This is a genomic window from Paludisphaera mucosa (assembly GCF_029589435.1).
Taxonomy (GTDB): domain Bacteria; phylum Planctomycetota; class Planctomycetia; order Isosphaerales; family Isosphaeraceae; genus Paludisphaera; species Paludisphaera mucosa.
The window spans coordinates 280,935-301,760 of sequence record NZ_JARRAG010000001.1; the positions used below are offsets into that span (position 1 = coordinate 280,935).

The 20,826-nt window shown below is 71.7% G+C and carries 15 protein-coding genes and 2 pseudogenes; 10 read left to right on the forward strand and 7 right to left on the reverse strand.

Annotated features, from left to right (window positions below):
* The first annotated feature begins 85 nt into the window (after positions 1-85).
* Positions 86-568 (forward strand): VOC family protein, encoded by a 483-nt coding sequence (locus PZE19_RS01185; protein WP_277858753.1) that lies wholly within the window; start codon positions 86-88, stop codon positions 566-568.
* Between the two features lie 92 nt (positions 569-660).
* Positions 661-1,050, forward strand: coding sequence for a DoxX family protein (locus PZE19_RS01190; protein WP_277858754.1), 390 nt, complete (start codon positions 661-663; stop codon positions 1,048-1,050).
* Positions 1,051-1,091: 41 nt separating this feature from the next.
* Here PZE19_RS01190 and PZE19_RS01195 read toward each other — a convergent pair whose 3' ends face one another.
* Together PZE19_RS01195 and PZE19_RS01200 are read right to left on the reverse strand one after the other, a co-directional pair.
* The gene (locus PZE19_RS01195) at positions 1,092-6,263 is read right to left on the reverse strand and encodes a serine/threonine-protein kinase (RefSeq protein WP_277858755.1); all 5,172 of its coding nucleotides are present in this window, start codon (positions 6,261-6,263) and stop codon (positions 1,092-1,094) included.
* Entirely contained in the window at positions 6,260-6,940 is a 681-nt protein-coding gene (locus PZE19_RS01200; RefSeq protein ID WP_277858756.1) for a sigma-70 family RNA polymerase sigma factor, read from the reverse strand. The genes PZE19_RS01195 and PZE19_RS01200 overlap by 4 nt, the downstream gene beginning before the upstream one ends.
* 215 nt (positions 6,941-7,155) lie before the next feature.
* Between PZE19_RS01200 and PZE19_RS32835 the strand changes: the two are divergent.
* Both PZE19_RS32835 and PZE19_RS01215 read left to right on the forward strand, forming a co-directional pair.
* Positions 7,156-8,106: pseudogene (locus PZE19_RS32835) on the forward strand (metallophosphoesterase family protein).
* 126 nt (positions 8,107-8,232) lie between these two features.
* The gene (locus tag PZE19_RS01215; RefSeq protein ID WP_277858759.1) at positions 8,233-9,264 is read left to right on the forward strand and encodes an RNA polymerase sigma factor; all 1,032 of its coding nucleotides are present in this window, start codon (positions 8,233-8,235) and stop codon (positions 9,262-9,264) included.
* Between the two features lie 144 nt (positions 9,265-9,408).
* Here PZE19_RS01215 and PZE19_RS01220 read toward each other — a convergent pair whose 3' ends face one another.
* Positions 9,409-9,924: a hypothetical protein gene (locus PZE19_RS01220; RefSeq protein ID WP_277858760.1), complete on the reverse strand. Its 516-nt coding sequence runs from the start codon at positions 9,922-9,924 to the stop codon at positions 9,409-9,411.
* A 417-nt stretch (positions 9,925-10,341) separates the two neighbouring features.
* Positions 10,342-11,598 carry an MBL fold metallo-hydrolase gene (locus tag PZE19_RS01225; protein ID WP_277858761.1) on the reverse strand — a complete coding sequence of 419 codons (1,257 nt, stop codon included), beginning with the start codon at positions 11,596-11,598 and terminating at the stop codon, positions 10,342-10,344.
* A 185-nt stretch (positions 11,599-11,783) separates the two neighbouring features.
* On the opposite strand from PZE19_RS01225, the gene PZE19_RS01230 reads away from it, so the two are divergent.
* The gene (locus tag PZE19_RS01230) at positions 11,784-12,185 is read left to right on the forward strand and encodes a putative quinol monooxygenase (RefSeq protein WP_277858762.1); all 402 of its coding nucleotides are present in this window, start codon (positions 11,784-11,786) and stop codon (positions 12,183-12,185) included.
* A 49-nt stretch (positions 12,186-12,234) separates the two neighbouring features.
* Here PZE19_RS01230 and PZE19_RS01235 read toward each other — a convergent pair whose 3' ends face one another.
* The 3 genes and pseudogenes from PZE19_RS01235 to PZE19_RS01240 all read right to left on the reverse strand — a co-directional run bounded on the left by PZE19_RS01235 (position 12,235) and on the right by PZE19_RS01240 (position 16,387).
* Entirely contained in the window at positions 12,235-15,591 is a 3,357-nt protein-coding gene (locus PZE19_RS01235; RefSeq protein WP_277858763.1) for an AsmA family protein, read from the reverse strand.
* Between the two features lie 277 nt (positions 15,592-15,868).
* A pseudogene (locus PZE19_RS32840) lies at positions 15,869-15,925 on the reverse strand (hypothetical protein); the annotation flags it as partial.
* A 60-nt stretch (positions 15,926-15,985) separates the two neighbouring features.
* The gene (locus tag PZE19_RS01240; RefSeq protein WP_277858764.1) at positions 15,986-16,387 is read right to left on the reverse strand and encodes a hypothetical protein; all 402 of its coding nucleotides are present in this window, start codon (positions 16,385-16,387) and stop codon (positions 15,986-15,988) included.
* A gap of 278 nt (positions 16,388-16,665) precedes the next feature.
* Here PZE19_RS01240 and PZE19_RS01245 point away from each other — a divergent pair, with 278 nt between their 5' ends.
* From PZE19_RS01245 to PZE19_RS01265, 5 genes are all read left to right on the forward strand, one after another.
* Positions 16,666-18,324 carry a hypothetical protein gene (locus PZE19_RS01245; RefSeq protein WP_277858765.1) on the forward strand — a complete coding sequence of 553 codons (1,659 nt, stop codon included), beginning with the start codon at positions 16,666-16,668 and terminating at the stop codon, positions 18,322-18,324.
* Between the two features lie 102 nt (positions 18,325-18,426).
* The gene (locus PZE19_RS01250; RefSeq protein WP_277858766.1) at positions 18,427-19,200 is read left to right on the forward strand and encodes a 2-keto-4-pentenoate hydratase; all 774 of its coding nucleotides are present in this window, start codon (positions 18,427-18,429) and stop codon (positions 19,198-19,200) included.
* A 24-nt stretch (positions 19,201-19,224) separates the two neighbouring features.
* Positions 19,225-19,545, forward strand: a complete 321-nt coding sequence (locus tag PZE19_RS01255) for a carboxymuconolactone decarboxylase family protein (RefSeq protein WP_277858767.1) — start codon at positions 19,225-19,227, stop codon at positions 19,543-19,545.
* A gap of 79 nt (positions 19,546-19,624) precedes the next feature.
* On the forward strand, positions 19,625-20,026 hold the full coding sequence (locus tag PZE19_RS01260) for a thioesterase family protein (RefSeq protein WP_277858768.1): 402 nt from the start codon (positions 19,625-19,627) through the stop codon (positions 20,024-20,026).
* Positions 20,027-20,388: 362 nt separating this feature from the next.
* Complete coding sequence (locus PZE19_RS01265; protein WP_277858769.1) at positions 20,389-20,553, forward strand: hypothetical protein; 165 nt, start codon at positions 20,389-20,391, stop codon at positions 20,551-20,553.
* Positions 20,554-20,826 lie beyond the last annotated feature (273 nt).

Sequence of the window (20,826 nt, forward strand, 5' to 3'; positions counted from 1 at the left end):
TGTACGCATGTTGACTTCCTGCCGATAAATCGTTCCAATCCCCGAAGCTGGGAATTCTTCGGGGCGGATGTGGAGGAGAGCGAACATGAGCAAGATGATCACCTGCCTGTGGTTCGATCACGGCCAGGCCCGCGTGGCGGCCGAATTCTACGCGAGCGTGTTCCCCGACAGCCACGTCGGGGAAGCTCTCGCCTCCGCCGTGGACAATCCGTCCGTGAAGGAGGGCGAGGAACTCGTCGTCGAGTTCACCGTCCTGGGCCAGGCTTACATCGGCCTGAACGGCGGGCCGAATTTCAAGCCGAACGAGGCGGTCAGCTTCATGGTCCTCACGGAGGACCAGGAGGCGACCGACCGTTACTGGGACGCCCTCGTCGGCGGCGGCGAGGAGAGCGCCTGCGGCTGGTGCAAGGATCGCTGGGGCTTCTCCTGGCAGATCACCCCGCGCGTGCTGCTCGAAGCCGTGGCCGACCCGGATCGGGCCGCCGCGAAGCGGGCGATGGAAGCGATGATGACCATGGGGAAGATCGACATCGCGGCGATCGAGGCCGCTCGCCGAGGCGAGGGTTGACCGGGAGGATCTCCGACTCCGATTCCTCACGTCACGGCCGGGATCATGCGATACCACGGCCAATTTCGACACGGACCTACCAGGTGCAATCCATGATGACGACGGATACGATCCCCAAATGGCAGCGGGCGACCGGTTGGGCGTTGTCGGGCGTCCTCGCCCTCGTGTTCCTGCCCAGCGCCTTCTTCAAGATCGCCCAGCCCAAAGGCTTCATCGAGGAGTGGTCCAAGACCTACCCCGCCGCCTCCGGGCTGCCGCTCGGGATCATCGAGCTGGCGCTGTTCGTCCTCTACCTCGTCCCGAAGACCCGCTACCTGGGCGGACTCCTCATGCTCGCCTACCTCGGCGGGGCGGTGGCGACGCACGTCCACGCCAACGACGGGATGTTCTTCGTGCCGGTCGTCGTCGGCGTCGTCGCGTGGCTCGGGCTGTATCTGCGCGACCGCAAGCTCCGCGCCCTCGTGCCGGTCGTCGTCGAGTGATCACGAGGTGATTCTCGCCCGGCCGTCGCGGGCCCTCGGGATCAGGGCGGGCCGAAAGGGGCCGCGGGGAAGAGGGCGTCCCGCAGCGGCGTCTCGGCCTCGCCTCGGAGGATCGCGAGTTCCTGGAGGTCCCAGAAGGTGAGCGACGGATCCGCGCCCGCCGCGCACAGTCGCTCGAAGCTGCGGACGGCCGCGTCGAGGTCCCCCTGGCGGGCGTGGGCCAGGGCCAGGTACGCCCAGTCGGTGGGGATCTCGAGGGCCCTGACGGCGACGCCCGCCTCGACGCGCGCGACGGCCTCATCGAGCCGCCCGGCGCGGAGCAGGAGCCCCCCCAGGGCGTTCGAGAAGACCTGCTTCAGGATGGGGCTCGGCTCGGGCTTGACCGCCAGACGCTTCTCGAACCAGCGGATCGGCGTCTGGAAGTCGCCCGGCCCGTCGGGGCCCAGGGCGAAGAGCGACGCGGCGGGCAGGGCGGCCCATATGACGGCCGGGTCCGGTCCCTGATCGGCGAGGACCGCCGCGCACGCCTCGCGGTAGCCGGCCCGGTCGCCCGCCTTCAGGCAGGCGACGCCCCAGGCCTGGGCCAGGGCCGGGCTGAGAGGGTTCGTCCGGCCGCAGCGCGCCAGGAGGCCCGCGGCCTCGGCCCAGCGGCCGGCGCGGCCGAGTTCCTCGGCGCGGGGGACGACCAGCTCGGCCTCGGCGCCCAGCTCGAAGACGCGGGCCGTCTCGGCCCGGCGGTCGGCCTCGCGGCCCAACTTGCCGTAGACCGCGGCGCGGTCCAGGTGCAGGGAGGCGTCGCCGGGCCGGGCGGCGATCAGGCGGTCGAGATGCCAGAGCGCCTCGGCCCAGCGGCCGGCGCTCGTGCAGTCGAGCGCGGCGTGGGCCCGGAAATCGAGGACCTCGTCCCGCGATCCGCGGCGCTCGGCCAGCTCGTAGTCGGCCGCGGCCGCCTCGAACTGGTCGGCCGTCGATCGCGCGCGGGCCCGGCGAGCGTACAGGGTCCAGTCCGCCGGGCGGGCGGCGATCAGGCGGTCGAGGTGCCAGATCGCCGCGAAGGCGTGGCCGTCCCGCTCGGCCTCGCGGGCCATCGGCTCGTGCCAGGAGGGGTCGACGTCGAGTCGCAGCGCGGCGGGGTCGAGCCGGCGGAGCTGTTCGAGCCGCCCCCGCCAGGCGGGGTTGTCGAGCCGCGAGATCGTGCGGTCGGCTTCCATCTTCAGGCCGGTGCGGGCCTCGATGCGGAGCCTCAGCTCGTCCGGGCCGCCGTCCGCGATCGGCCGCGGGACCGGCCACGTCGTGAAGTCGCCGGCCGTGTCGATGGCGGCGACCGATTCGCCGTCGGGCGTGAAGACCACCTTGTTCGTGGGGTGTTCCAGGAACCGCGGGGGCCCGATCGGCTGCAGCGTGGTCGGGTCGAACAGGCGGACCGACCCGTCCTGGAACCCCGCCGCGATCAGGCCGCCGTCGCCCCGGAACGCGGCGCAGGCGGCCGGCGAATGCGTGGCGGCGAACCTCGCCGTCACGGCGGCGGTCGTCGCGTCGCGGAGCTTGACGGTCCCGTCCTTCCCGAGGGTGAGGAAGGCGCGGCCGTCGGGCCGGAAGCCGCCGGACGTCTCGTCCAGCATCGGTCCGCCGACCGCGCGCCCCTGGATCGCGTCCCATAACTGGGCGTAATGGGCATGGGTCGCGAGCAAGGCCCGGCCGTCAGGACCGAATTCGAGCCGGCTCACGGGTTCGGTGGCGGGCAGGAGATCGGCCCTGGATTCGCGCGTCGCGACGTTCCAGAGCTTGACGCCGGGCTCGCCCGTGTGGTCGTTGGACAGGCCGACGGCGAGCGTCGCGCCGTCGGGGCTGTACGCCAGGCTGAGCACGATCTCGCCCTGCGGCAGCGGGCGGCCGACCTCCTCGCCGGCGGACGCGTCCCAGAACCGCACCAGGCCGTTGAAGTCGCCCGCGGCCACCACCTCGCCGTCGGGCCGGTAGGCCAGGGCCACCACGTAGTTGGTGTGGAGCCTCGGCGGGAACCGCAGGCGTCCGGCGGCCGCGTCCCAGACCCGCACCTCGCCCGCCGTCCGCCCGTCGGGATTGCTCCCGGTCGCGTAGGACCGGCCGTCGGGGCTGAGCGCCAGCCCGCGGACGACCCAGCCGGGGTTGTGCGGTGCCGGCGAGCCGAGCGGACGGCCGGTCGCGAGTTCGTCGACCCGGGTCCGTTCGCGACCCGACGCGTCCCTCAGCCTGGTGATCGCGATCCGCCCGTCGGACGCGAACCCGTTCGCAAGGAAGCTGACGGTCTGCTGCACACGGTCGGGTCGCGACCCCTCCGGCTCCTCCCGGCCGCCGGTTCGAGCGCCCGCGACGGCCTCCGCCTCCGGGGAGATCCGCCACAGCCGGATGGAGCCGTCGGGCACGACGTCGACGGCCGTCAGCCCGTCCGGATGCGTCTCGGCTCCGAACCCCGCCGTGGAGGATAATCCGGATGCGCCCAGGGCCCGGCCGTCGGCGGCCCGGCGCTGGAGCCAGGAGTCGTCCGTGTGCGTCAGGATGCGATCGGCGGCGGGGGTGTAGATCGAGTACCTCGTCCTGGCCATGATCGGGCCGACGGGCCGGCCTCGGCCCGATTCCCAGATGCGCGCGAGGTGGTTGTCCTCCTGATAGAGCATCCCTCCCCCGGCGACGGACCCGAACAGGGATTCGCCGTCGGGACTGAACTGCATGCTGACGTTGGTCTCCAGGAGGGCCTTGCCGTCCGTGGCCCACGAGGCGAGCCGCCGGCCCGAGGGGACCTCGCGAAGGTCGACGTGCACCCGGCCCGCCTCCATGCGGAGGATCGCCCCCGTCTCCGCGTCCGGCGACACGGCGGCGAGTCCCGGCCATTCCAGGGGCCCCCCGAGCGCCCGGCCGGTGGCCGCATCCAGGCGGAGCAACCAGTGCACGTCGCCGTTCTCGGCGTTTCGAATGGCCGTCACCGTGGAACCGTCGAGGCTCGCCCGCATGGCGAACGGCAACGCCCCGGCCTGGTCGACGATCGTCCAGAGCGGCCGCTGCGTCGCCAGGTCGATCGCCGTGACCCCGCGCGGCTCCGCGGCCGCGAAGAGGACCTTGCCGTCCGGCCGGAAGGCGAACGGGGCGAACGCGCCTTCGAGCGTCTTCAGCCTGGCCCCCGAGGCCGTGTCCCAGAGCACGATCGGCGTCGCGCGTGCGCGATCGCGCGGGCAGAAGCCCGAGGCGTAGGTCGCGCCGTCGGGGCTGAAGCCGATGTGGGTCGAGGGGGGGCCGCCTTCGCCGATCCGGAGCGGCCGATGGACCTGCCCGATCCAGGCGCCCAGGTTCCAGCGGACGGCCTTCCGGAAGCCCTCCGCGTCGTCGGGGGCGGTCCGCAGGGCTTCGAGCATCCAGTGCAGGGCGTGATCGGCCCGGCCCTGCTCCCCCAGGGCGACCGCCTTGTCGAGCGCCAGGCCCGCCGAGAGCCGACGCGACCGGTCGCGCTCCTCGATCGCCTCGCGACGGGCTTCGATCGCCTCGTTCCGATCGCGCTGCGACCGGTTGTTGGCGAACTTCTCGCGGCTGGCGAGGGACGACTCGCGGAGGGCCGAATCCCGGAAGTACGACGCCGCCAGCAGCGAGCCGACGGTCGACGCGATCAGCAGGGCCGTCAGCACGCCCCCCAAAATCGCGATCGTCGGGTTGCGCCGGGCCCAGCGCCAGTAACGTTCCGAGGTGCCGACCTGTCGGGCCAGGATCGGCTCGTCGGCGAGGAACCGGCGCAGGTCCTCGGCCATCGCGTCGGCCGTCGCGTAGCGCGAGCCGGCCTCCTTCTCGACCGCCTTGAGGACGATCGTCTCCAGGTCGCGGGGGATGCGGCCGTCGATCGATCGGGGCCTCGGCGGGTCCATCGCCTTGACCTGTTCGATCAGCTTCATGCGGTCGGTCGCGTCGTAGGCCGGGCGGAGCGTCAGCAGCTCGTAGAGGGTCAGGCCCAGGGCGTAGACGTCGGCGCGGGCGTCGCCCTCGCCCCGGAACCGCTCCGGAGCCATGTAGCGGAGCGTCCCGATGATGTCGCCGGTGGCCGTCAGGCCGTCGTCGTCGGACTTGGCCAGGCCGAAGTCGGTGATCCAGACGACGCCGTCGGCGTCGAGCAGCAGGTTCGAAGGCTTGATGTCGCGGTGGACGATCCCCCGGGCGTGCGCGTGGGCCAGCCCTTGCGCGGCCTGGCGGCCGATCTGGGCCACGCTCCGGAAGTAGGGCTGGCGGCGGCCCGTGGTGCTCAGCTCCGAGACGTGCGCGCCGCCGGGCAGCGCCGCCGAGTTCGAGAGGTCGGGCGGCCGCCCGGCGGGCCCCTCGTCCGCCGCCGCGAGGACGAACTCCCGGCCCGCGGTCGCGTCGAGGTCGGCCGCCTCGGTGGAATCCCGGGCGGGCCCGTCGGGGCCGTCCGCGACCGGGGACGTCGGGTCCCCCCGGGTCGCGTCGGGCTCGAACGCCCGGGTGCGGTCGCCGCCGGACTCGGCGTTCGGGGGGGCGTTCGTGGTCGCGAGGTCCCTGGCCAGGAACCGTCCGCTCATGAGCGATTCGGCCATCCGGCCCAGGTCGCGGCGTCGCAGGGCCGCCGTCTCGTCGGGGTCCTCGGTCGCCGGGGGGTCGCCCGGACCCGGACGGCTCGCCGGATGCTCAACGGGGCTCGATGCGCGCAGCCGGCGCAGCTCGTCGAGGACCTGGTCGAGCCCCTGGCCCTGGATGAGCTGCATGGCGTAGAAGGCGAGGTCGCGCTCGCGTCCCACTTCGAAGACCGGCACGATGTTGGTGTGGTGCAGCCGGGCCGCGGACTTCGCCTCGCGGCGGAACCGCTCCAGGGCCGTGCGGTCGCCCACCGCGTGGACCGGCAGGACCTTGAGCGCCACGCGGCGGCCCAGGCTGACCTGCTCGGCCTCGTACACCACCCCCATGCCGCCCCGGCCGATCTCGCGGAGGATCTGGTAGTCGCCCAGCCGTCGCGCCGGGCCCTCGATCGCATCCGGGGCGTCGGGCTCCGCGTCGACGTCGACCGCGAGTTCCTGCTCGACCACCAGCATCGCCGGCAGCAGCCGGCGGATCTGGTCGGCCAGCTCGGGGTGGCGGGCGGCGTACTCGGCGACGGTGGGACGCTCCCCGGCCCGGAACCGGGCCAGGAACGATTCGGCGACCGCCTCGAAGGGGTCGCGGTCGAGGTGCGGCTCGCTCATGGTGCGGCCCCCGAGGTGTCGCCGGGCAAGGCTTCGAGGATCTCCTCGAGCCGCTCCAGGGCGGTGGTGTAGCGCCGGCTCGCCGCCGCGACGGTCAGCCCCAGGGCGGCGGCGGCCTCGTCGTTGGCCATCTGCTCGTAGTGGCGGAGGACCAGGATCTCGCGGTCGAGCGGGTCCATGCGGTTGAGCGCGTCCTGGAGCCGCAGCTTCCGCTCGGCCCGCATCGCCTCGCCGGCGGGGCCGGTCGACTGGCCCAGGAGCCGGGCGGCCAGGGCGCCGGTGCCGACGCCGGGCATGGCGCCCCGATAGATCGACACCTCGCGGCCGACGTCCCGGCCGGGCGTGTCGAGGTGCCGTCGGTGCTGCTCCTGGACCCGCCGGCCGACCAGCGAGCGGAGCCAGATGTAGAACGGCACGGACGGATCGCGGGCGAACTCCCCGAGCCGTCGCGTCGCGTCCTGGCAGCCCTGCCGGACCACGTCCGAGGGGTCGACGAGCCCCCGGAGCCGGGGGTCCAGCCGCAAGGCCACCATCCGGCGGAGCCGGGGACGGTGACGATCGAGCAGCTCGACCACGGCGGCCCTGTCGCCCGCCGCGGCGCGGGCGACGAGTCCGGGGACGTGTCCTGGAGTCGGCGACATGTTCTTCACAATAGGGATCAATCTTGCGGGGTTCAACTTGTGGATCCAAACAACATCTCATTTTTCGCCTCCGACGCGAGGAAATCGCCCCCCTCGGGGGGGATCTCCGATCCAGGACGACCCGCCCGGTGTATGCGTCGTCGAGGGCCGGCGGCGACGGAGTGGCCGTCGCGTCGGGATGCCCTCCGCGGACCCCGGTCGAGGGGCCCGAACCGCCTCGCGCCCGAGGCCGATTCCGACGAGGGAATCGAATGGACGCTTCCAGTGACCAGGATCGAGACGGCGACGGCGTCGACCGTCGCGGGTTTCTCCGCTGCATGGCCTGGGCGGGGACGGGGCTCGTGTGGACGGTGGGCGGCGGCGTGCCTTCGTCGCGGGTTTTCGGCCAGGCCGCCGGACAGGCCGCCGGCGGGTTCTCGTTCGTCCAGATCAGCGACAGCCACATCGGCTTCGGCAAGGAACCTTACAAGAAGACCGTGATCGCCACGCTCGAAGTGGCCGTCGCGCGGGTCAACGCGCTGCCCGAGAAGCCCGACTACCTCATCCACACCGGCGACCTCACCCACCTGTCGACCTCGAAGAAGTTCGACGCCGTCTCCGAGATCCTCAAGGGGGCGAAGGTCGGCCGGATCGTCTACGTGCCCGGCGAGCACGACGTGGTCGACGGCGGGTCGGAGTAGCGCAAACGCTTCGGCGCGGGCACGCGGGGCGAGGGCTGGTACAGCTTCGACCACGAAGGCGTCCACTTCGTCGCGCTCGTCAACGTCGCGAGCCAGGGGACGGACGGCGGGCTCGGGGTGCTGGGCGTCGACCAGCTCGGCTGGCTCAAGGCCGACGTGGCGGGCCTCGCCGCCAGCACGCCGATCGTCGTGTTCGCCCACGTCCCCCTCTGGTCGGTGTATCCCGAATGGGGATGGGGGACCGAGGACGGCCTGCAGGTGCTCGGGCTCCTCAGGCGGTTCGGCTCGGTCACCGTCCTCAACGGCCACATCCACCAGACGCTCCAGAAGGTCGAGGGCAACGTGACCTTCCACGCCGCACGCTCGACGGCCTTTCCGCAGCCCGCGCCCGGCAGCGCGCCGGCCCCGGGGCCCATGAAGAACATCCCCGCAGGCAAGCTCCGCACGTTCCTGGGGGTGACGAGCGTGAGCTACCGCGAGGGCCGGGCCGCCCTGGCGATCACCGATACACCGCTGGGCTGAGACCCCATTCACCCGGCTACGCGACGCGCTCGATCCGCCGCGAAGCCGGGTGGGGGACGCACGCCGGGGGAATTCGCGGCGAGGACGTGAGCCGGTAGACTGGACCCTTCGGGCCGGGGATCGACGATGAGGCAGGTCGCGAGCAATCGGACGATGGTCGAACGCAGCCCCAGCGACGAGGAGCTGATGGCGCGCCTCGCGGCGGGGTCGCGCGACGCCCTGGGGCCGCTCCACGGCCGCTACGCGTCGCTGGTCTTCGACGTCGCCGCCCGGTCGCTGGGCCGCGCCTCGGCCGAGGAGATCGTCCAGGAGGTCTTCGTCGCCGTCGGGCGCAAGGCCGTCACGTTCGACCCGGCTCGGGGCGCCTTCCGCCCCTGGGTCCTGGGGATCGCCCACCTTCGCGTGATCAACGAGCTGCGACGTCGGGGCCGGCGGCCGCGGATCGAGGCCGACCCCGAAGGCCATTACGTCGGGAGCGCGCCCGAGCCCGGCCCCGGCGCGGCGGAGGCGGCGTGGGCCGACCACCGCCGCGAGATCGTGCGCGCCGCCGTCGAGGCCCTGCCGCCGCCCCAGCGCCAGGCGCTGAGCCTGGCCTTCCTCGAAGACCTCACCCACCAGCAGATCGCCGACTTCCTGGACCTCCCCCTGGGGACGGCCAAGGGCCGCATCCGCACCGGCCTGCAAAGCCTCCGCGGGCGCCTCGCCCCGCTGCTGGCGGCGGGCCTCCTCGTCGTCGGCCTGATCGCGGCGGCCCTCGTCCGCGACGGGATGTGGAAGGCGGACATCCGTCGGGAAGAGGCGGCCCTCCGCCTGGTGACGTCCAGCGACGTCGCACCCCGACGCCTCACGGCCGCACCCGGGACCCCCGCCGAGACCCACGGCCAGTATCGGGCCCGTCCGGGCGTGGCGATGGCCGTGACGACCATCTCCCGGATGCGTCCTGCGCCGGCGGGCCGCATCCATCGAGCCTGGGCCCTGTTCGACGGCCGCTGGCACCTGCTGGGCGACGTCCGCCCCGACGCCGGCGGCGCCGACCTGCTCCTCAGCGAGGGCCCCCACCTGGCCGCCCCGCCGACCGCCCTGAAGGTGACCCTGGAGCCGACCGCCCCCTCCACCGAACCGACCGGCCCGACCGTGATCGCCTGTCCGTCGCCGTGAGCGAGGGCATCCTCGGTCCCTCCTCGGTTTCAGAGGCTGTCCTTGAAGGTCAAAGAGGAGAGCCCACGTCACAGGTGGCGATCACGAGGACGTCGGTGCGCTGTAGACGGTCTGGGAGGGGGGGCGCGGCCGGGCGTTTCCTGGTCAATCGTCCTTGGGCCGGAGGCGTAGGAACGTCTCGATCATGTCATCGGCGATCGCGACCAGGGGGGACCACTGCGGCGGGGACTCCGTCCACCACCGTAATCGGACCTCGGATTGGAGATCGCCGAAGAGGGCCAGGTGATAGTCCGTACCGTCGAGCCCACCCATATCGTTCAGCAGCGGCCCGATAGGCAACGTGAGGGTCCGGAGCTTGTCGAAGTACTCCCTCAACATGTCGCCGCTCGCGTCCAGTTCCTCGTACCCCGAAAGCTTCGGTCCGCTGTAGTCCTCGTTTGAAATCTCACTGCGAAAGAGCCTCCACGTCACGCCCAGGACCCGGACGTCCCAGGCGAAGCCCTGTTCGAAGGAAGGGACCAAGACGACCTGGAGCCTGCGGACGCCGATTCCCGGCACGAGCACGTCCTCCACGAAGTCGCGAGAGGCCGTTCGCGCCTGATCCCACATGGCCCGGTCCCGAGCCTGCTTCTGATGCTCCCGCGACTTTCGATTACCCATGACGTAAAAGGTCCAGGCGGTGACGGGGGGCGTTGCCAGCCAGAGACGCGCCAGGATTAGCCGGAAACCGTTGTTTCAAAGGTGGTCGACCTTCCCCCCCCCCGCGAGGGGGGGGAAGGCCGTCGTTCGACGACGAAGACGACCTTCGGGAATCGTCGCTCATCGCGCAACAGACCGCCGAATCGGTCCCATATTCTTATCGTCGGCCCGATGCGCATCGACGCGTCGCATCGCGTCGTCCCGGCCGGCGAGGACAGATTCAGGGCTGTGGAGCAGGGCGAAAAAACGATAACGCAAGTCGCCGTGAGAAGAGAGAAAAACTGGATGTAGGCCGAATGCAGCATTCAACTTGCGACCGATGGCTTCGTTGGTCGCGACGACGAAGGAAGCCAGAGGGAAGCCAATCGCGGCGGGCCGTCAGCGGGTCGGTAACTCGGCCTGGCCCTTGCGCTCGGTGTAGTAGGTGAAGACCTCGCGCACGTTGCCGGCGACGCCGTCCACGACCTGGTCCTCGGGCTTCTCCAGCGTGAAGAGCGCCCCCAGCTCGCGCTCCAGCCGGCGGCGAGCCCCGGCGTCGGCGAGCGAGCGAAGGGTCCCGGGGGTGACGGACTTTTGAAGCTCGTCGAGGGGCCGGCCGCGTTCGACGCCGTCGGCCACCTTCTCGTTCACCTCCTCGACGTAGCCGCGGAACTCGGCCAGGACCGACTTCCCCTCCTGGACCGCCCCGTGCCCGGGGATCACCCGGTCGAAGTCGAGGGCTTCGAGCGCCCGCAGGGTGGCGGGCCACTCGTCGGGGAAGCCGTCGCCCATGTAGGGGAGCAGCCCGTGCATCAGGTCGCCGGTCGCGATCGTCCGCTCCGAGGGGATGTAGGCGACGACGTCGCCGGCGGTGTGGGCGCGGCCGAGGAACATCAGGTGGACCTCCCGGCCGCCGCGGTGGAGGACGAGCCGGCGTTCGAACGTCATCGTGGGGAGCGTCACCCGGGGCGGCGTCATCTCCTTGAGGTACGCCTCCAGGCCCTCGATCTGCGCCTTCAAGACGGCGCGCCGGGACTCGTCCGTGCTGGCCTCGAGCCGGGCGCGGAAGTCGGCGATCTGCCTGGGCAGCGGCTCGAGCGACGCCCTGAGGCGCGGCAGCCCGAGCTTCTCCAGCCACTCCCGGGTCTTCACCGACGAGATCGTCTCGACGCTCGGGCCGAAGGCCTCGGGGTAGGCCTCGTTGCCCATCGCGTGGTCGCCGTGGAGGTGGCTGTCGACCACGTAGCGGACCGGCAGCTCGGTGACCTCGGCGCGGATCTGCTGGATCAAAGCCCGCGCGGCCGAGGGCTTGGAATGGGTGTCGACGACCAGGACGTGATCCTTGTTCACGACGACCGCGGCGTTGCAGTTGAGCATGGCCGTCGGCCGGGCGATCGCGGCGTAGATGCCCTCGGCGACCCGCTTCAGGTCGAACAGCCGGTCGGACGCCGGCCCGACCCCGACGGGGTGCTGATCGTCGGCGATCGCGCGGACGGGCGACCCCCACGGCGATCCCGCCGCCGCCAGGACGAGCCCCGCCTTCCCGATCCGCCGCAGGGCCTCGCGCCGCGTCGACTCGGGGCCGTGATGATGATCGTGGCCGTGATGATGATGGCCGTGAGCCTGACCGTGCCCATGAGACTTCGACTGGCACATGGCGCCCCCGATTTTGGAGATGCGGTTCGATTCGAGGTCCGTGATACACGCTCGATCCGGCCGGGACAAGGCCCTGGGCGGGGCCGTCGCGCCGGCCCCCGGGAACTTGCGGGCCGCCTCGGTCGGGCCTATGCTCGACCCTTCCGAGACTCGAACGACCACACCGAAGCCTGGGGAGCAAGACCATGGGGATCGACCGACGCACGCGGCTGGCATTCGCCGCCGCGATGATGGGGCTCGTCGTCCTGAACGGCGAGGCGGCCGCGCAGGGCGAGGCGAAGTCCGAGGCGCCGAAGGGCGTCGTGACGCTCACGGCCTCCTTGAAGGCCAAGCCGGGCCAGGAGGACGCGGTGAAGGAGGCCCTCCTCTCCCTGGTCGAGCCGACCCGGAAGGAGCCCGGCTGCCTGCACTACATCCTCCACCAGTCGAAGACCGACCCGACCCTGTTCATGTTCTACGAGCAGTGGGAAGGCCAGGAAGCCCTCGACGCCCACGGCAAGTCGCCCCACATGAAGGCCCTGGGCGCGAAGCTCAAGGACAAGACGGACAAGGGCGGCGGCGTCGTGAAGTACGACCTGCTGAAGTGAGGCGTCCGCGGCCCCGGGCGTCCACGTCGCGACGCCCGGGCCGCGAGGCTCAGCGCCGCCTGGGCCGGGCGAGGTCGCGGCCGACGCCTTCGAGGGCCTTGAGGGCGTCGCGGCCGAGCGCTCCGCCGGGGCTGTCCGGCTTGCCGCCGGCCGCGGCGGGCGGGATGACGCGGTCGAGCAGGCGGCCGGCCTCGGCCTGGACGCCCCGCCGGACCATCGATCGGGCGGCGTCCTTCAGGGCGAGTCGCAGGCCGTTGCGGTCGATGGTCGGGTGCGCGATCGTGCCGCCGATCGGGACGGCGACGTCGGTGCCGCGGACGAACTCCCCGGCCACGGCGTTGCCGCCGAGCATCCGGGCCGTGACGGGCACCGCGGCCCGCATGGCCAGGGTCTTGTCGAAGCCGACCGACCCGTCGAGCTTCAACGCCGTGTCGGCGTTCAGCGGGATCGTCAGGCCGCTCTGCCTCACGCGGCCGTCGGCGATCTGGAGCTGCACAGGCTGCTGCAGCTTCAGCTTCGGGTCGGATTCGCCGGTCAGGGCGACCAGCTCGGCGGCGAGCGGGCCGGGCTGGAAGACGACGTCCTGGAAGACGAGCTGGCCGTCGACGCGCAGGCCCCCGTCGCCGATCAGCGGGATCGAGGCCCCGTCGATCGTCAGCGACACCGCGCCCGAGACGGCGCCGGCCCTGGCGAGCACCGGGGCGACGTACGCCAGCACGTCGTCCGAGACGGCCTGGTTGATCGCCGCGCCCTCGATCCGGGTCCCCTTCGCCAGGCGGAGCCAGAGCGCGGCGGGGTCGTCGAGGAGCAGGTCGCCGCCGGCCTCGAGCTTGCCGCCGTTGAGCGTGGTCGAGATCGGGTCGAACACGGCCTTGCCGCCCCCCAGCCTCAAGACCACCGGGGCCGGGCCGACCACCATCCCGAACGCCTGGGCCGACGCGAGGTCGACCGCCAGCACGCCGTCCAGGTCCTTCAGGATCTCGGAGGTCGAGCCCCCCGCGAGCGACCCCTTGAGGTGGAACGGCCTCACGGTCGCGCGGACCTGGGCGCGAGGCTCGACGGCCGCGGCCACGATCGGGTCGAGCGTCTCCCATCGCGGCTCCAGGACGGCCGTGACGTCGGCCAGCCGCCGGGCGCCGACCTCGGCGATCGTCCCCCCGCCCGAGAGGCGGCCGTAGGTCGTGGCCAGGTCGAAACTCGTCAGGACGAGCTGGTCGCCGGCCGGCGCGTAGGCCCCGTCCAGGGTCAGCGTGGTCGGTCCCCGAGGCGTGGTCGCCACGAGCGCGGGCGAGTGGATCCAGCCCTTCAAGTCGAGGCGGCCGTCCCCCTGGCGGGCGAGGGTGGCCCGGCCCGACCAGGGCCCGCCGAGGCCCCGCAGGGGAGACCCCGTCCAGTAGGCGAGGGCCCGATCGAGCGCCGCCAGGTCGCCGACGAGCACGGCGTCGAGGCCCATCGGCGCGTCGGCCTTGCCGAGGCCGGTCAGCATGCAGCCCTCGGGGCCGACGGCGATCCCGGGCGATGGCTGGGGGCCGACCGGAATCAGGACCAGCCGGCCGGCCTCCAGGTCGAGTTCGCCCTTCGCGACCAGGGCGATCGCGGCCGGTCCGGCCGTCGGGTCGGTGGGCGTCGCGGTCGCGCGAACGGCGTCGAGGACGTACACCCGGCCGACGCGACGCAGCGAGACCTTCGCCGAGGCCACGGCCGGGGCGGGGCTCGTGATCGGGGTCGAGCCGTCCAGCTCGAAGGCGACGCCGGCGTCGGTCGACTTCGCGAGCAGGCTCGCCTTCGTCGCGCCCGCCGAGACGCCCAGGCGGGCGGCCCGCCAGTCCGTGGGCAGGCCGTTCTCGCCGCGAGGGCCGTCGGCGGCCCCGTCGACGCGGACGCGGTCGCGTGCGATCGGCTCGGCGGTGAGGCCCGCGACGAGCAGGCCGTCGAACTCGGCCGCGAATCGCGCCCGGAACAGGCCGCCGTCGGGGCGATAGTCCGCCGCCACCCTCCCCTTGCCGGCGAGCCTCACGGCGCCCAGCTCGATCAGCTCGCGGGCCTGCCCCTCGATCGCGGCGAGGTCGACCGCGCCCGTCAGCTTCACCCCGCGCTTGAGGTCGCCCGTCGCGGTCGCGTCGACCCCCGCCGCCTTGACGGCGAACGACTCGACGACGACGTCCCCCCCGGTGCGGACCAGGGCGGCCGACAGCGAGGCGGGCTTCCGCAGCGTCAACGGCCGTCCCCCCTCGGAGGCCGAAAGGTCGGCCACGTCGGTCGAGACGACGAGCCGCTCGACGCCTTCGCTTTGGCTCAATACGGCCTCGATCCGGGCGCGACCCCGGTCGATCACCAGGCCCGGACGCAGGGGGATCGCCCGGGGCAGCAGCTTCGAGGCCGCGGCCAGGTCGACGTGCCCCGTCAGCCGCGAGGGTGACCCGGCGGTCGCCGGGACGCCGCCCGTCGCCGTCAGCTCGCCGATCGGGCAGGTCAGGCCGAGCTTGCGGATCGACCAGCCCGAGGCCGTCTGCTCGACGTCGCAGGCCGTCGTGACGACGTCCAGCGCCAGCCGATCGCCCGCGAAGACGGGCCCGTCGGCGGCGAACCCGCGCAGGGCCGCGTCGCCGCTCGCCGACCAGAGGCCCGCCTTGCGCTCGGCCTTGAAGCCGCCGACGAGCCGCCCCTCGGCCCGGACGCCCGCCTGGCGGACGACCAGGGGCCAGTCCTCGCCCTGGAGGCTCAAGGTCAGGTCGGCCGAGGTCGCTTCGTAGCCGGCGTGCAGTTCGAGGGAACGGCCGCCCTCGACCAGCTTCGCCGCGACGTCCACGGGCTTGCCCGGGACGATCGTCGCCTGGGCCTCGAACGCGCCCGCGGAGATCGCTTCGGCCAGCTCGGGGCTCGCGATCCGCAGGCGGCCTCCTTTCACGATCACCGTGGCGGCGAGGCCCGGACCGGGAGCCGGCTCGGCCCCCTTCGGGGCGCCGCCCTCGCCGCCGCCGCCCATGAGGCCGTGGATCGCTTCCAGCACGTCGACGGAGCCGTCGGCCCGACGCTCGACGTCGACGGTCGCCCCGTCGACGCGGATCGTGCCGTAATCCGGTCGGGCCGTGAGCAATCCGACGAGCCCTCGGTCGGTCCGGACCGACTCGGCGGCGGCCACGGTCTTGCCCTGCGGATCGCGCAGGGCGACGTCGCGCAGGACGAGCCCGCGAGACCAGGAGAGCGACGTCCCGCCGATCTCGATCCGTCCGGGATGGAGCCGCTTGTTGATCGCCTGCACCAGCAGGCGGCGGGCGGGCGCGGTGCTGAGCACGGTCGGCGTCGACGCGAGCGCGAGCAGGAAGATGATCGAGAGGACGGCGATCCAGCGGACGAGCCGGCGGAATCGCCTGGGCGGCTTCGCGGCGATGACCTGATCTTGCATGACCTCGCGCACTCCTTTGCGGGCGGACTACCTGAGTCGGCCGGACCGAGGTCGATCCGACCCATCGTCTCCTGTCAAACGTCGACCCGAGGCGTCCGCCCGCTCCACATCCGGTGGAACCCGACGCAGGCCTGGTGCGGGTCGTTCCGATGGCGTCGACTCTCGGGGTTGCGTCGACCCTGCAACGGGCCGCGTGGGGGTGCCCGCCGGAGGTGGTGGAGTAACCGACGAACGACCTACCGGCTTCGAGGTTCCTGGCGACGCTGGCGACCCCGCCGAGGGTGCCCAGGTCATACATCGCGCCTTGTCTGTAGAGGAACGCATGGATGACGCCCGCCGCCGCCGAACCGACGGACCGACGACGTCCCCGGCGATGTTGAACGAGAAGCCGACGCTATCGCCGCCAGCATCGGCGAGCAAGCCCAGGTCTTGCAACGCCTCCTGTTATTCGACAGGACGGCGTGCGGGACTCCGCCGGAGTTCGTGCAAGCCCGGTGATGACGCCCGAGTGGTTGACGGCCCACCCGGTGCTGGTCGTTCCGCCGAGCGTCCCCAGGTCATGGAGGACGCCCCCGCTGAAGTCGATGCCGTGCGTCTCGCCACCGTTGGTCGTCGAAGAGCCCCCGACCTGGCCCTGGAAGTTCATGTCGACCGCATTGCCTACGGCGCCCAGCGTCCCCAGGTCGGTGACCGCATGGAGCGGACTCGCCAGGCAGACGCGGGGCTCCCCGGCCAGGACCGCGGCCGGGATCATGAGCAGAAACCCGATGGATCGATGCCGGCGTGCTTGGGACATGGCGTACTCCTTTCGAGCCGATCGACTCGAAGGCGGGGCGAGAGCTTCCGTCTTCAGGCTTCCTTGCTCTGGGCGGTTCGCCTTCTTGAAGCGGCATCTGGAGAAGAGCTTCGATCGCTGAAACCACGCCCGTCCTCGGGGGGTATTCGCCGTCGGGTCGAACGACCGATCGGCTGGTTTCTTCCTCGGGGGGATCGACGATGGCCAGGGGATTGCGGCCTCTCGGCGCGGGACTGGTTGCGGCCTGTGCGATCGCATGGCCCTCCGACGACCGGGCCGTGCGGGCGGACGATTCGGCGCCGAGGGCCGCCGCGACCGACCCCGCGGAGACGAAGTACCTGTCGTTCCAGCTCATGACCGGCCTCCCCGGCTATGCCGGGCCGCCGCCCGCCCCCGGCCGTTCCTCGCTCGAGAAGGGGCAGCTGGACGCGTTCGTGCGCGACCTGGCGAAGGCGATCGGGGCGACGGGGGACGCGCGTCGCAAATTGTGCTTCGCCGTCGGGCCGCTCTGCTTCGACATGCCCGACGACGAGACCCGCCGGTTCATCCGCGACGCCTTCGCGGTGGCCCGGGAGAACGACGTGGCGGTGGCGTTCCACATCGACGACTCGATGTCGTGGGGGAAGCGGAAAGACCTCCTCTCGGATCCGGACAACATCGAGACGGCGGGCTGGGGCGAGCCGCCGAACGCGGGACGGCGTGCGGACTGGGGGCCGACGCCGACGAGGTTCCCCCCCCAGATGTGTTTCAACAGCCCGGCGATCGTCGCGGCGGTCAGGGGCCGCGGAGGGGTGATCGGCCGGGAGATCCGGCGGGAACTGACGGCCCTGGAGTCCCAGGGGAAGCCACACCTCTTCGCCGGCGTGATGACGGGATGGGAGACGCAGATCGGCAGCGATTTCGACACGAATCGCCCGCTCGGATTCCGCGCGCTCGGCCATCGCGGATTCAGCCGAAGCAACCCGCCCCAGGACCTGGATCGCGAACGCGTGCGGGTCGTCAGGGAATTCATGGAAGCCTGGGCCGAGGCGCTGCACGAGGGCGGCGTCCCTCGCGAACGGATCTTCTGCCACATCGCGTTCACCGACCAGGGCCTGCGCGAGGCGGACGCCAAGGAGTCCTACGCCCGGAAGGTCCATTTCGCCGCGCCGGAGGTGGCCTTCAGCTCCGCTTACCGTCCCGGGTTCTCCACGTATCCCGAGGGGGCGACGTTCAGGGAGATCTACGCCGTCCTGAAGGAGCACGGCGCTTCGGGGTGGATCTCCGCCGAGGGGGCCAACGTGTCGCCCACGAGCATGCCGGGCGAGCCGACGATGGAGACGTATCTCGGACGCATGTTCAACCACGGGGCGGTGATGACGAACATCTTCTCGTGGGGCATCGGCGGCGAGGCGATGCGCGACAACTTCTTCCGCAAGGCGACGGAGAACCCGGAGGCGCTGGCGGCCTACGCGAAATTCCTGCGGGGAGAGCCCCTCGTCGAATCCGCCGCGACGGGCTTTTCGAGCGAGGCGTTCCAGGCCAAGATGCGCCGGATCCAAGGAGAACTCCTCGGCCGGATCCCGAAGTCGGGCAAGCGGGCGCAGGCGATGCCGCTGGTGCAGAAGCTCCAGGGGCTCGTGAATCAGAAGGAGTGGCGAGGCGCGGACAAGGCCGCCGACGAACTCCTGGAGCTGATGAAAGGGGACGAGGGAGAGATGAAAGAAGGGCCGCAAGCGTCCCCGGTTCAGGAGCGCCTGCCGGCCAAGATTCAGAAGATCCAGAAGGAGCTCCCCGCGTGGGTCCAGGGGGACGCTGACAGGCGGAAGAAAGCGGCCGCGCTCATGCAGTCGCTCGACGAACAGCTCAAGGCCGTGAACCTGGACCAGGCCGAGAAGACGGCCGACGCCCTCCTGAAGCTGATCGGCGGCGGGACGCCGATGCCGGACGACGAATGACAGGCGCGATTCCTCCGCGAATTCGGCAGACTCTCCAGCATCGCCGTCGGGAAAGTCCAGGACGAACGGGATCCCAGGGCCGAGCAGCGGGGCGAGCGAACGATGTCGGTTGATCCCCAGGGACTGGCTCGGCGCATGCTGGCGGATTTCGACGCCAGGACGCCGGGCCGACTCTTCGCCGAGCCGATCGACCTGACCTCCGGCCAGGCTTACGCCCTTCAGGCCGAGGTCGCACGGCTTCGCGAGGCGCGCGGGGAGCGGGTGGTCGGCTACAAGCTCGGCTGCACGAGCCCGGCCGTGCAGAAGCAACTGGGGATCGACGAGCCGATTTTCGCGCGCCTCTTCGACACGGATCGTCACGACTCGGAAACGCGGCTGTCTCACGCCTCCTACGCCAACCTGGCCGTCGAAGGCGAGCTCGCCGTCCGCCTGGCCGCGGACTTGCCCCCCACGATACCCGCCGGCGAAGGATGCCTGGATGCGATCGAGTCGACCTTCCCGGTCATCGAACTGCACCATTACGTGCTCCGGAGCCCGAAGCCCTGCGTGCACGAATTGATCGCAACCAACGGCATGCACGCCGGGTTCGTGCTGGCCGAGGGATCGAGCGGCGGGCCGCGGGCCCGGGTGCGGAACTTGACCGTCGCCCTCAACGATGAGATCTTCGGACGGAGCGATTCGCCGTGGACGATGGCCGACCCGATCGCATCCCTGCGCTGGCTGGCGGCCCGGCTGGGGGAGCATGGACTCGGGCTCTCCCGCGGCCAGGTGATCCTGACCGGTTCGCCGTTGCCGTTGTATCCGGTCGGCCCGGGCGACCGGGTCGTCGTCGAGGCCCCGCCCCTCGCAAGATGCCGTGTTTCGGTGGATTCGTAACTTCCAGGTATGAGGAGTTCGACGATGGGTTACGACGGCAGGGCGGTCCTGGGGTTCCTCGGCGACGCGCACGACACGCCGCTCCTCACCGACCGCGAGAAGCACCTCCTCGGGCTGGCCGTGACCATGACCCGGGGGTGCCAGGTCTGCACCCGGAACCGGATCGAGAAGGCGCGGGCGACGGGCATCGGCGACGACGTGCTCAACGCCCTGGTGGACGTCGTCGCCGCGGTCAACGCCGGCGTGACGGCCGCCACCGCGCGCGAGGGATTCCGGCTGGCCGACGCCCCCGCGGCCGAGTCGACGTGCGGCGATCTCTGCGCCGCCGAGGGGGGGCGCTCTTGAGGCCGCCCGCGAGGCCGACGCCCCCGGCCGCCCGCTTCGTCCGGGATGTGCGAGACCGTCGCAGAGAGGATGAAGCGTCATGCGAGCCGGGCTGAAGGTGGGAGCGACGGGCGAGCGTCGCTTCGTCGTCGAGACGGCCCACGCGATCGACTTCGCCGAAGGGGGCATGCCGGCCATCCTCTGCACGCCGTGGCTCGTCTGGTTCCTCGAACACGCCGCCCGCGAGGCCGTCGTCCCGTTCCTCGGCGAGGGGGAAAGCACCGTCGGCTCGCACATCGAGGTCGACCACCTCGCCGCGACGCCCGTCGGCCAGGCCGTCGCCTGCCTCGCCCGGGTCGTCCACGTGGAGGGGAGCCGGGTCTCGTTCCAACTCGAAGCCCGGGACGAGTCGGAGGTGATCGCGCGCGGGTTCCACCGCCTGCACGTCATCGACGCGGGGCGGCTGGCCCGGCGGGTGGACTCGAAGCGACGCCGATCCTGAGATCGGGTAGCATCCTCGGTAGCAGTCTGGCGACGGACGTCCTGCTGGGCGACCGCCTGACGTCGGACTGGGTGGGCACGCACCCACGGAAGCGGCGCGGGGTCGACACCGTCAGCCGCCTGTCGACGCGCCGCCGCGCCGACTTCCGCAAGGGCGTCCGGTTGGGCAAGGATGACCACCTCGCGCGACGGAAGAAGCCGACGTCGATCCGGCCGGTGGATCCAAAGAACTGCAAAGCGCCGCCCGACTCGTGATCGTGGTCGCGACGACCCTGCCGGACCCCGGGCAGGCGAGCGAGGAGGGACTGGCCTCGCTCTATCGGGCCAGGTGGAACAGAGCTCGATCTGAGGTCGATCAAGGTCGTGCTACAGATGGACCGGCTCAGGATCCTGGAGGCGTTCCGGCCGGTGATCGCCGGCCGGGCCGACCTAGGCGCGGGGTGCCTGGCGGCGTTGCACGAGCAACTCCTCCGGGCGATCGGCGTGTACCGGGTGCCGACCGGCCCGACCGGTTCGAGCCCCGGATGACCAAGCAGGGGCCCAAGGGATATGGAGACCTGAAGGGGCCGCGGAAAGAGATCAAACTCCAGATGCTCGAACGAGCTCGCCAGATCTAAGTGTCATTCGTCGGTCACATCGAAACGAGACATCCGCCGAGGGCGATCGTCCCTTTAGGGAGCGTCATCCAGCGGAGCCGAGACGGCATCATCCCGATCGGGGGGTGGATCCGCGCGAGGCCGGCGTCGCGATCGAGCCATGATCGGTTCGATCGTCTTTCACGAGGGGGCGGTCCTGGCGTGG

Coding starts and splice junctions, on each gene's coding strand:
- PZE19_RS01185 (WP_277858753.1), top strand. CDS start 86: ATGAGCAAGATGATCACCTGCCTGTGGTTCGATCACGGCCAGGCCCGC.
- PZE19_RS01190 (WP_277858754.1), top strand. CDS start 661: ATGATGACGACGGATACGATCCCCAAATGGCAGCGGGCGACCGGTTGG.
- PZE19_RS01195 (WP_277858755.1), bottom strand. CDS start 6,263: ATGAGCGAGCCGCACCTCGACCGCGACCCCTTCGAGGCGGTCGCCGAA.
- PZE19_RS01215 (WP_277858759.1), top strand. CDS start 8,233: ATGAGGCAGGTCGCGAGCAATCGGACGATGGTCGAACGCAGCCCCAGC.
- PZE19_RS01220 (WP_277858760.1), bottom strand. CDS start 9,924: ATGGGTAATCGAAAGTCGCGGGAGCATCAGAAGCAGGCTCGGGACCGG.
- PZE19_RS01225 (WP_277858761.1), bottom strand. CDS start 11,598: ATGTGCCAGTCGAAGTCTCATGGGCACGGTCAGGCTCACGGCCATCAT.
- PZE19_RS01230 (WP_277858762.1), top strand. CDS start 11,784: ATGGGGATCGACCGACGCACGCGGCTGGCATTCGCCGCCGCGATGATG.
- PZE19_RS01235 (WP_277858763.1), bottom strand. CDS start 15,591: ATGCAAGATCAGGTCATCGCCGCGAAGCCGCCCAGGCGATTCCGCCGG.
- PZE19_RS01240 (WP_277858764.1), bottom strand. CDS start 16,387: ATGTCCCAAGCACGCCGGCATCGATCCATCGGGTTTCTGCTCATGATC.
- PZE19_RS01250 (WP_277858766.1), top strand. CDS start 18,427: ATGTCGGTTGATCCCCAGGGACTGGCTCGGCGCATGCTGGCGGATTTC.
- PZE19_RS01255 (WP_277858767.1), top strand. CDS start 19,225: ATGGGTTACGACGGCAGGGCGGTCCTGGGGTTCCTCGGCGACGCGCAC.
- PZE19_RS01260 (WP_277858768.1), top strand. CDS start 19,625: ATGCGAGCCGGGCTGAAGGTGGGAGCGACGGGCGAGCGTCGCTTCGTC.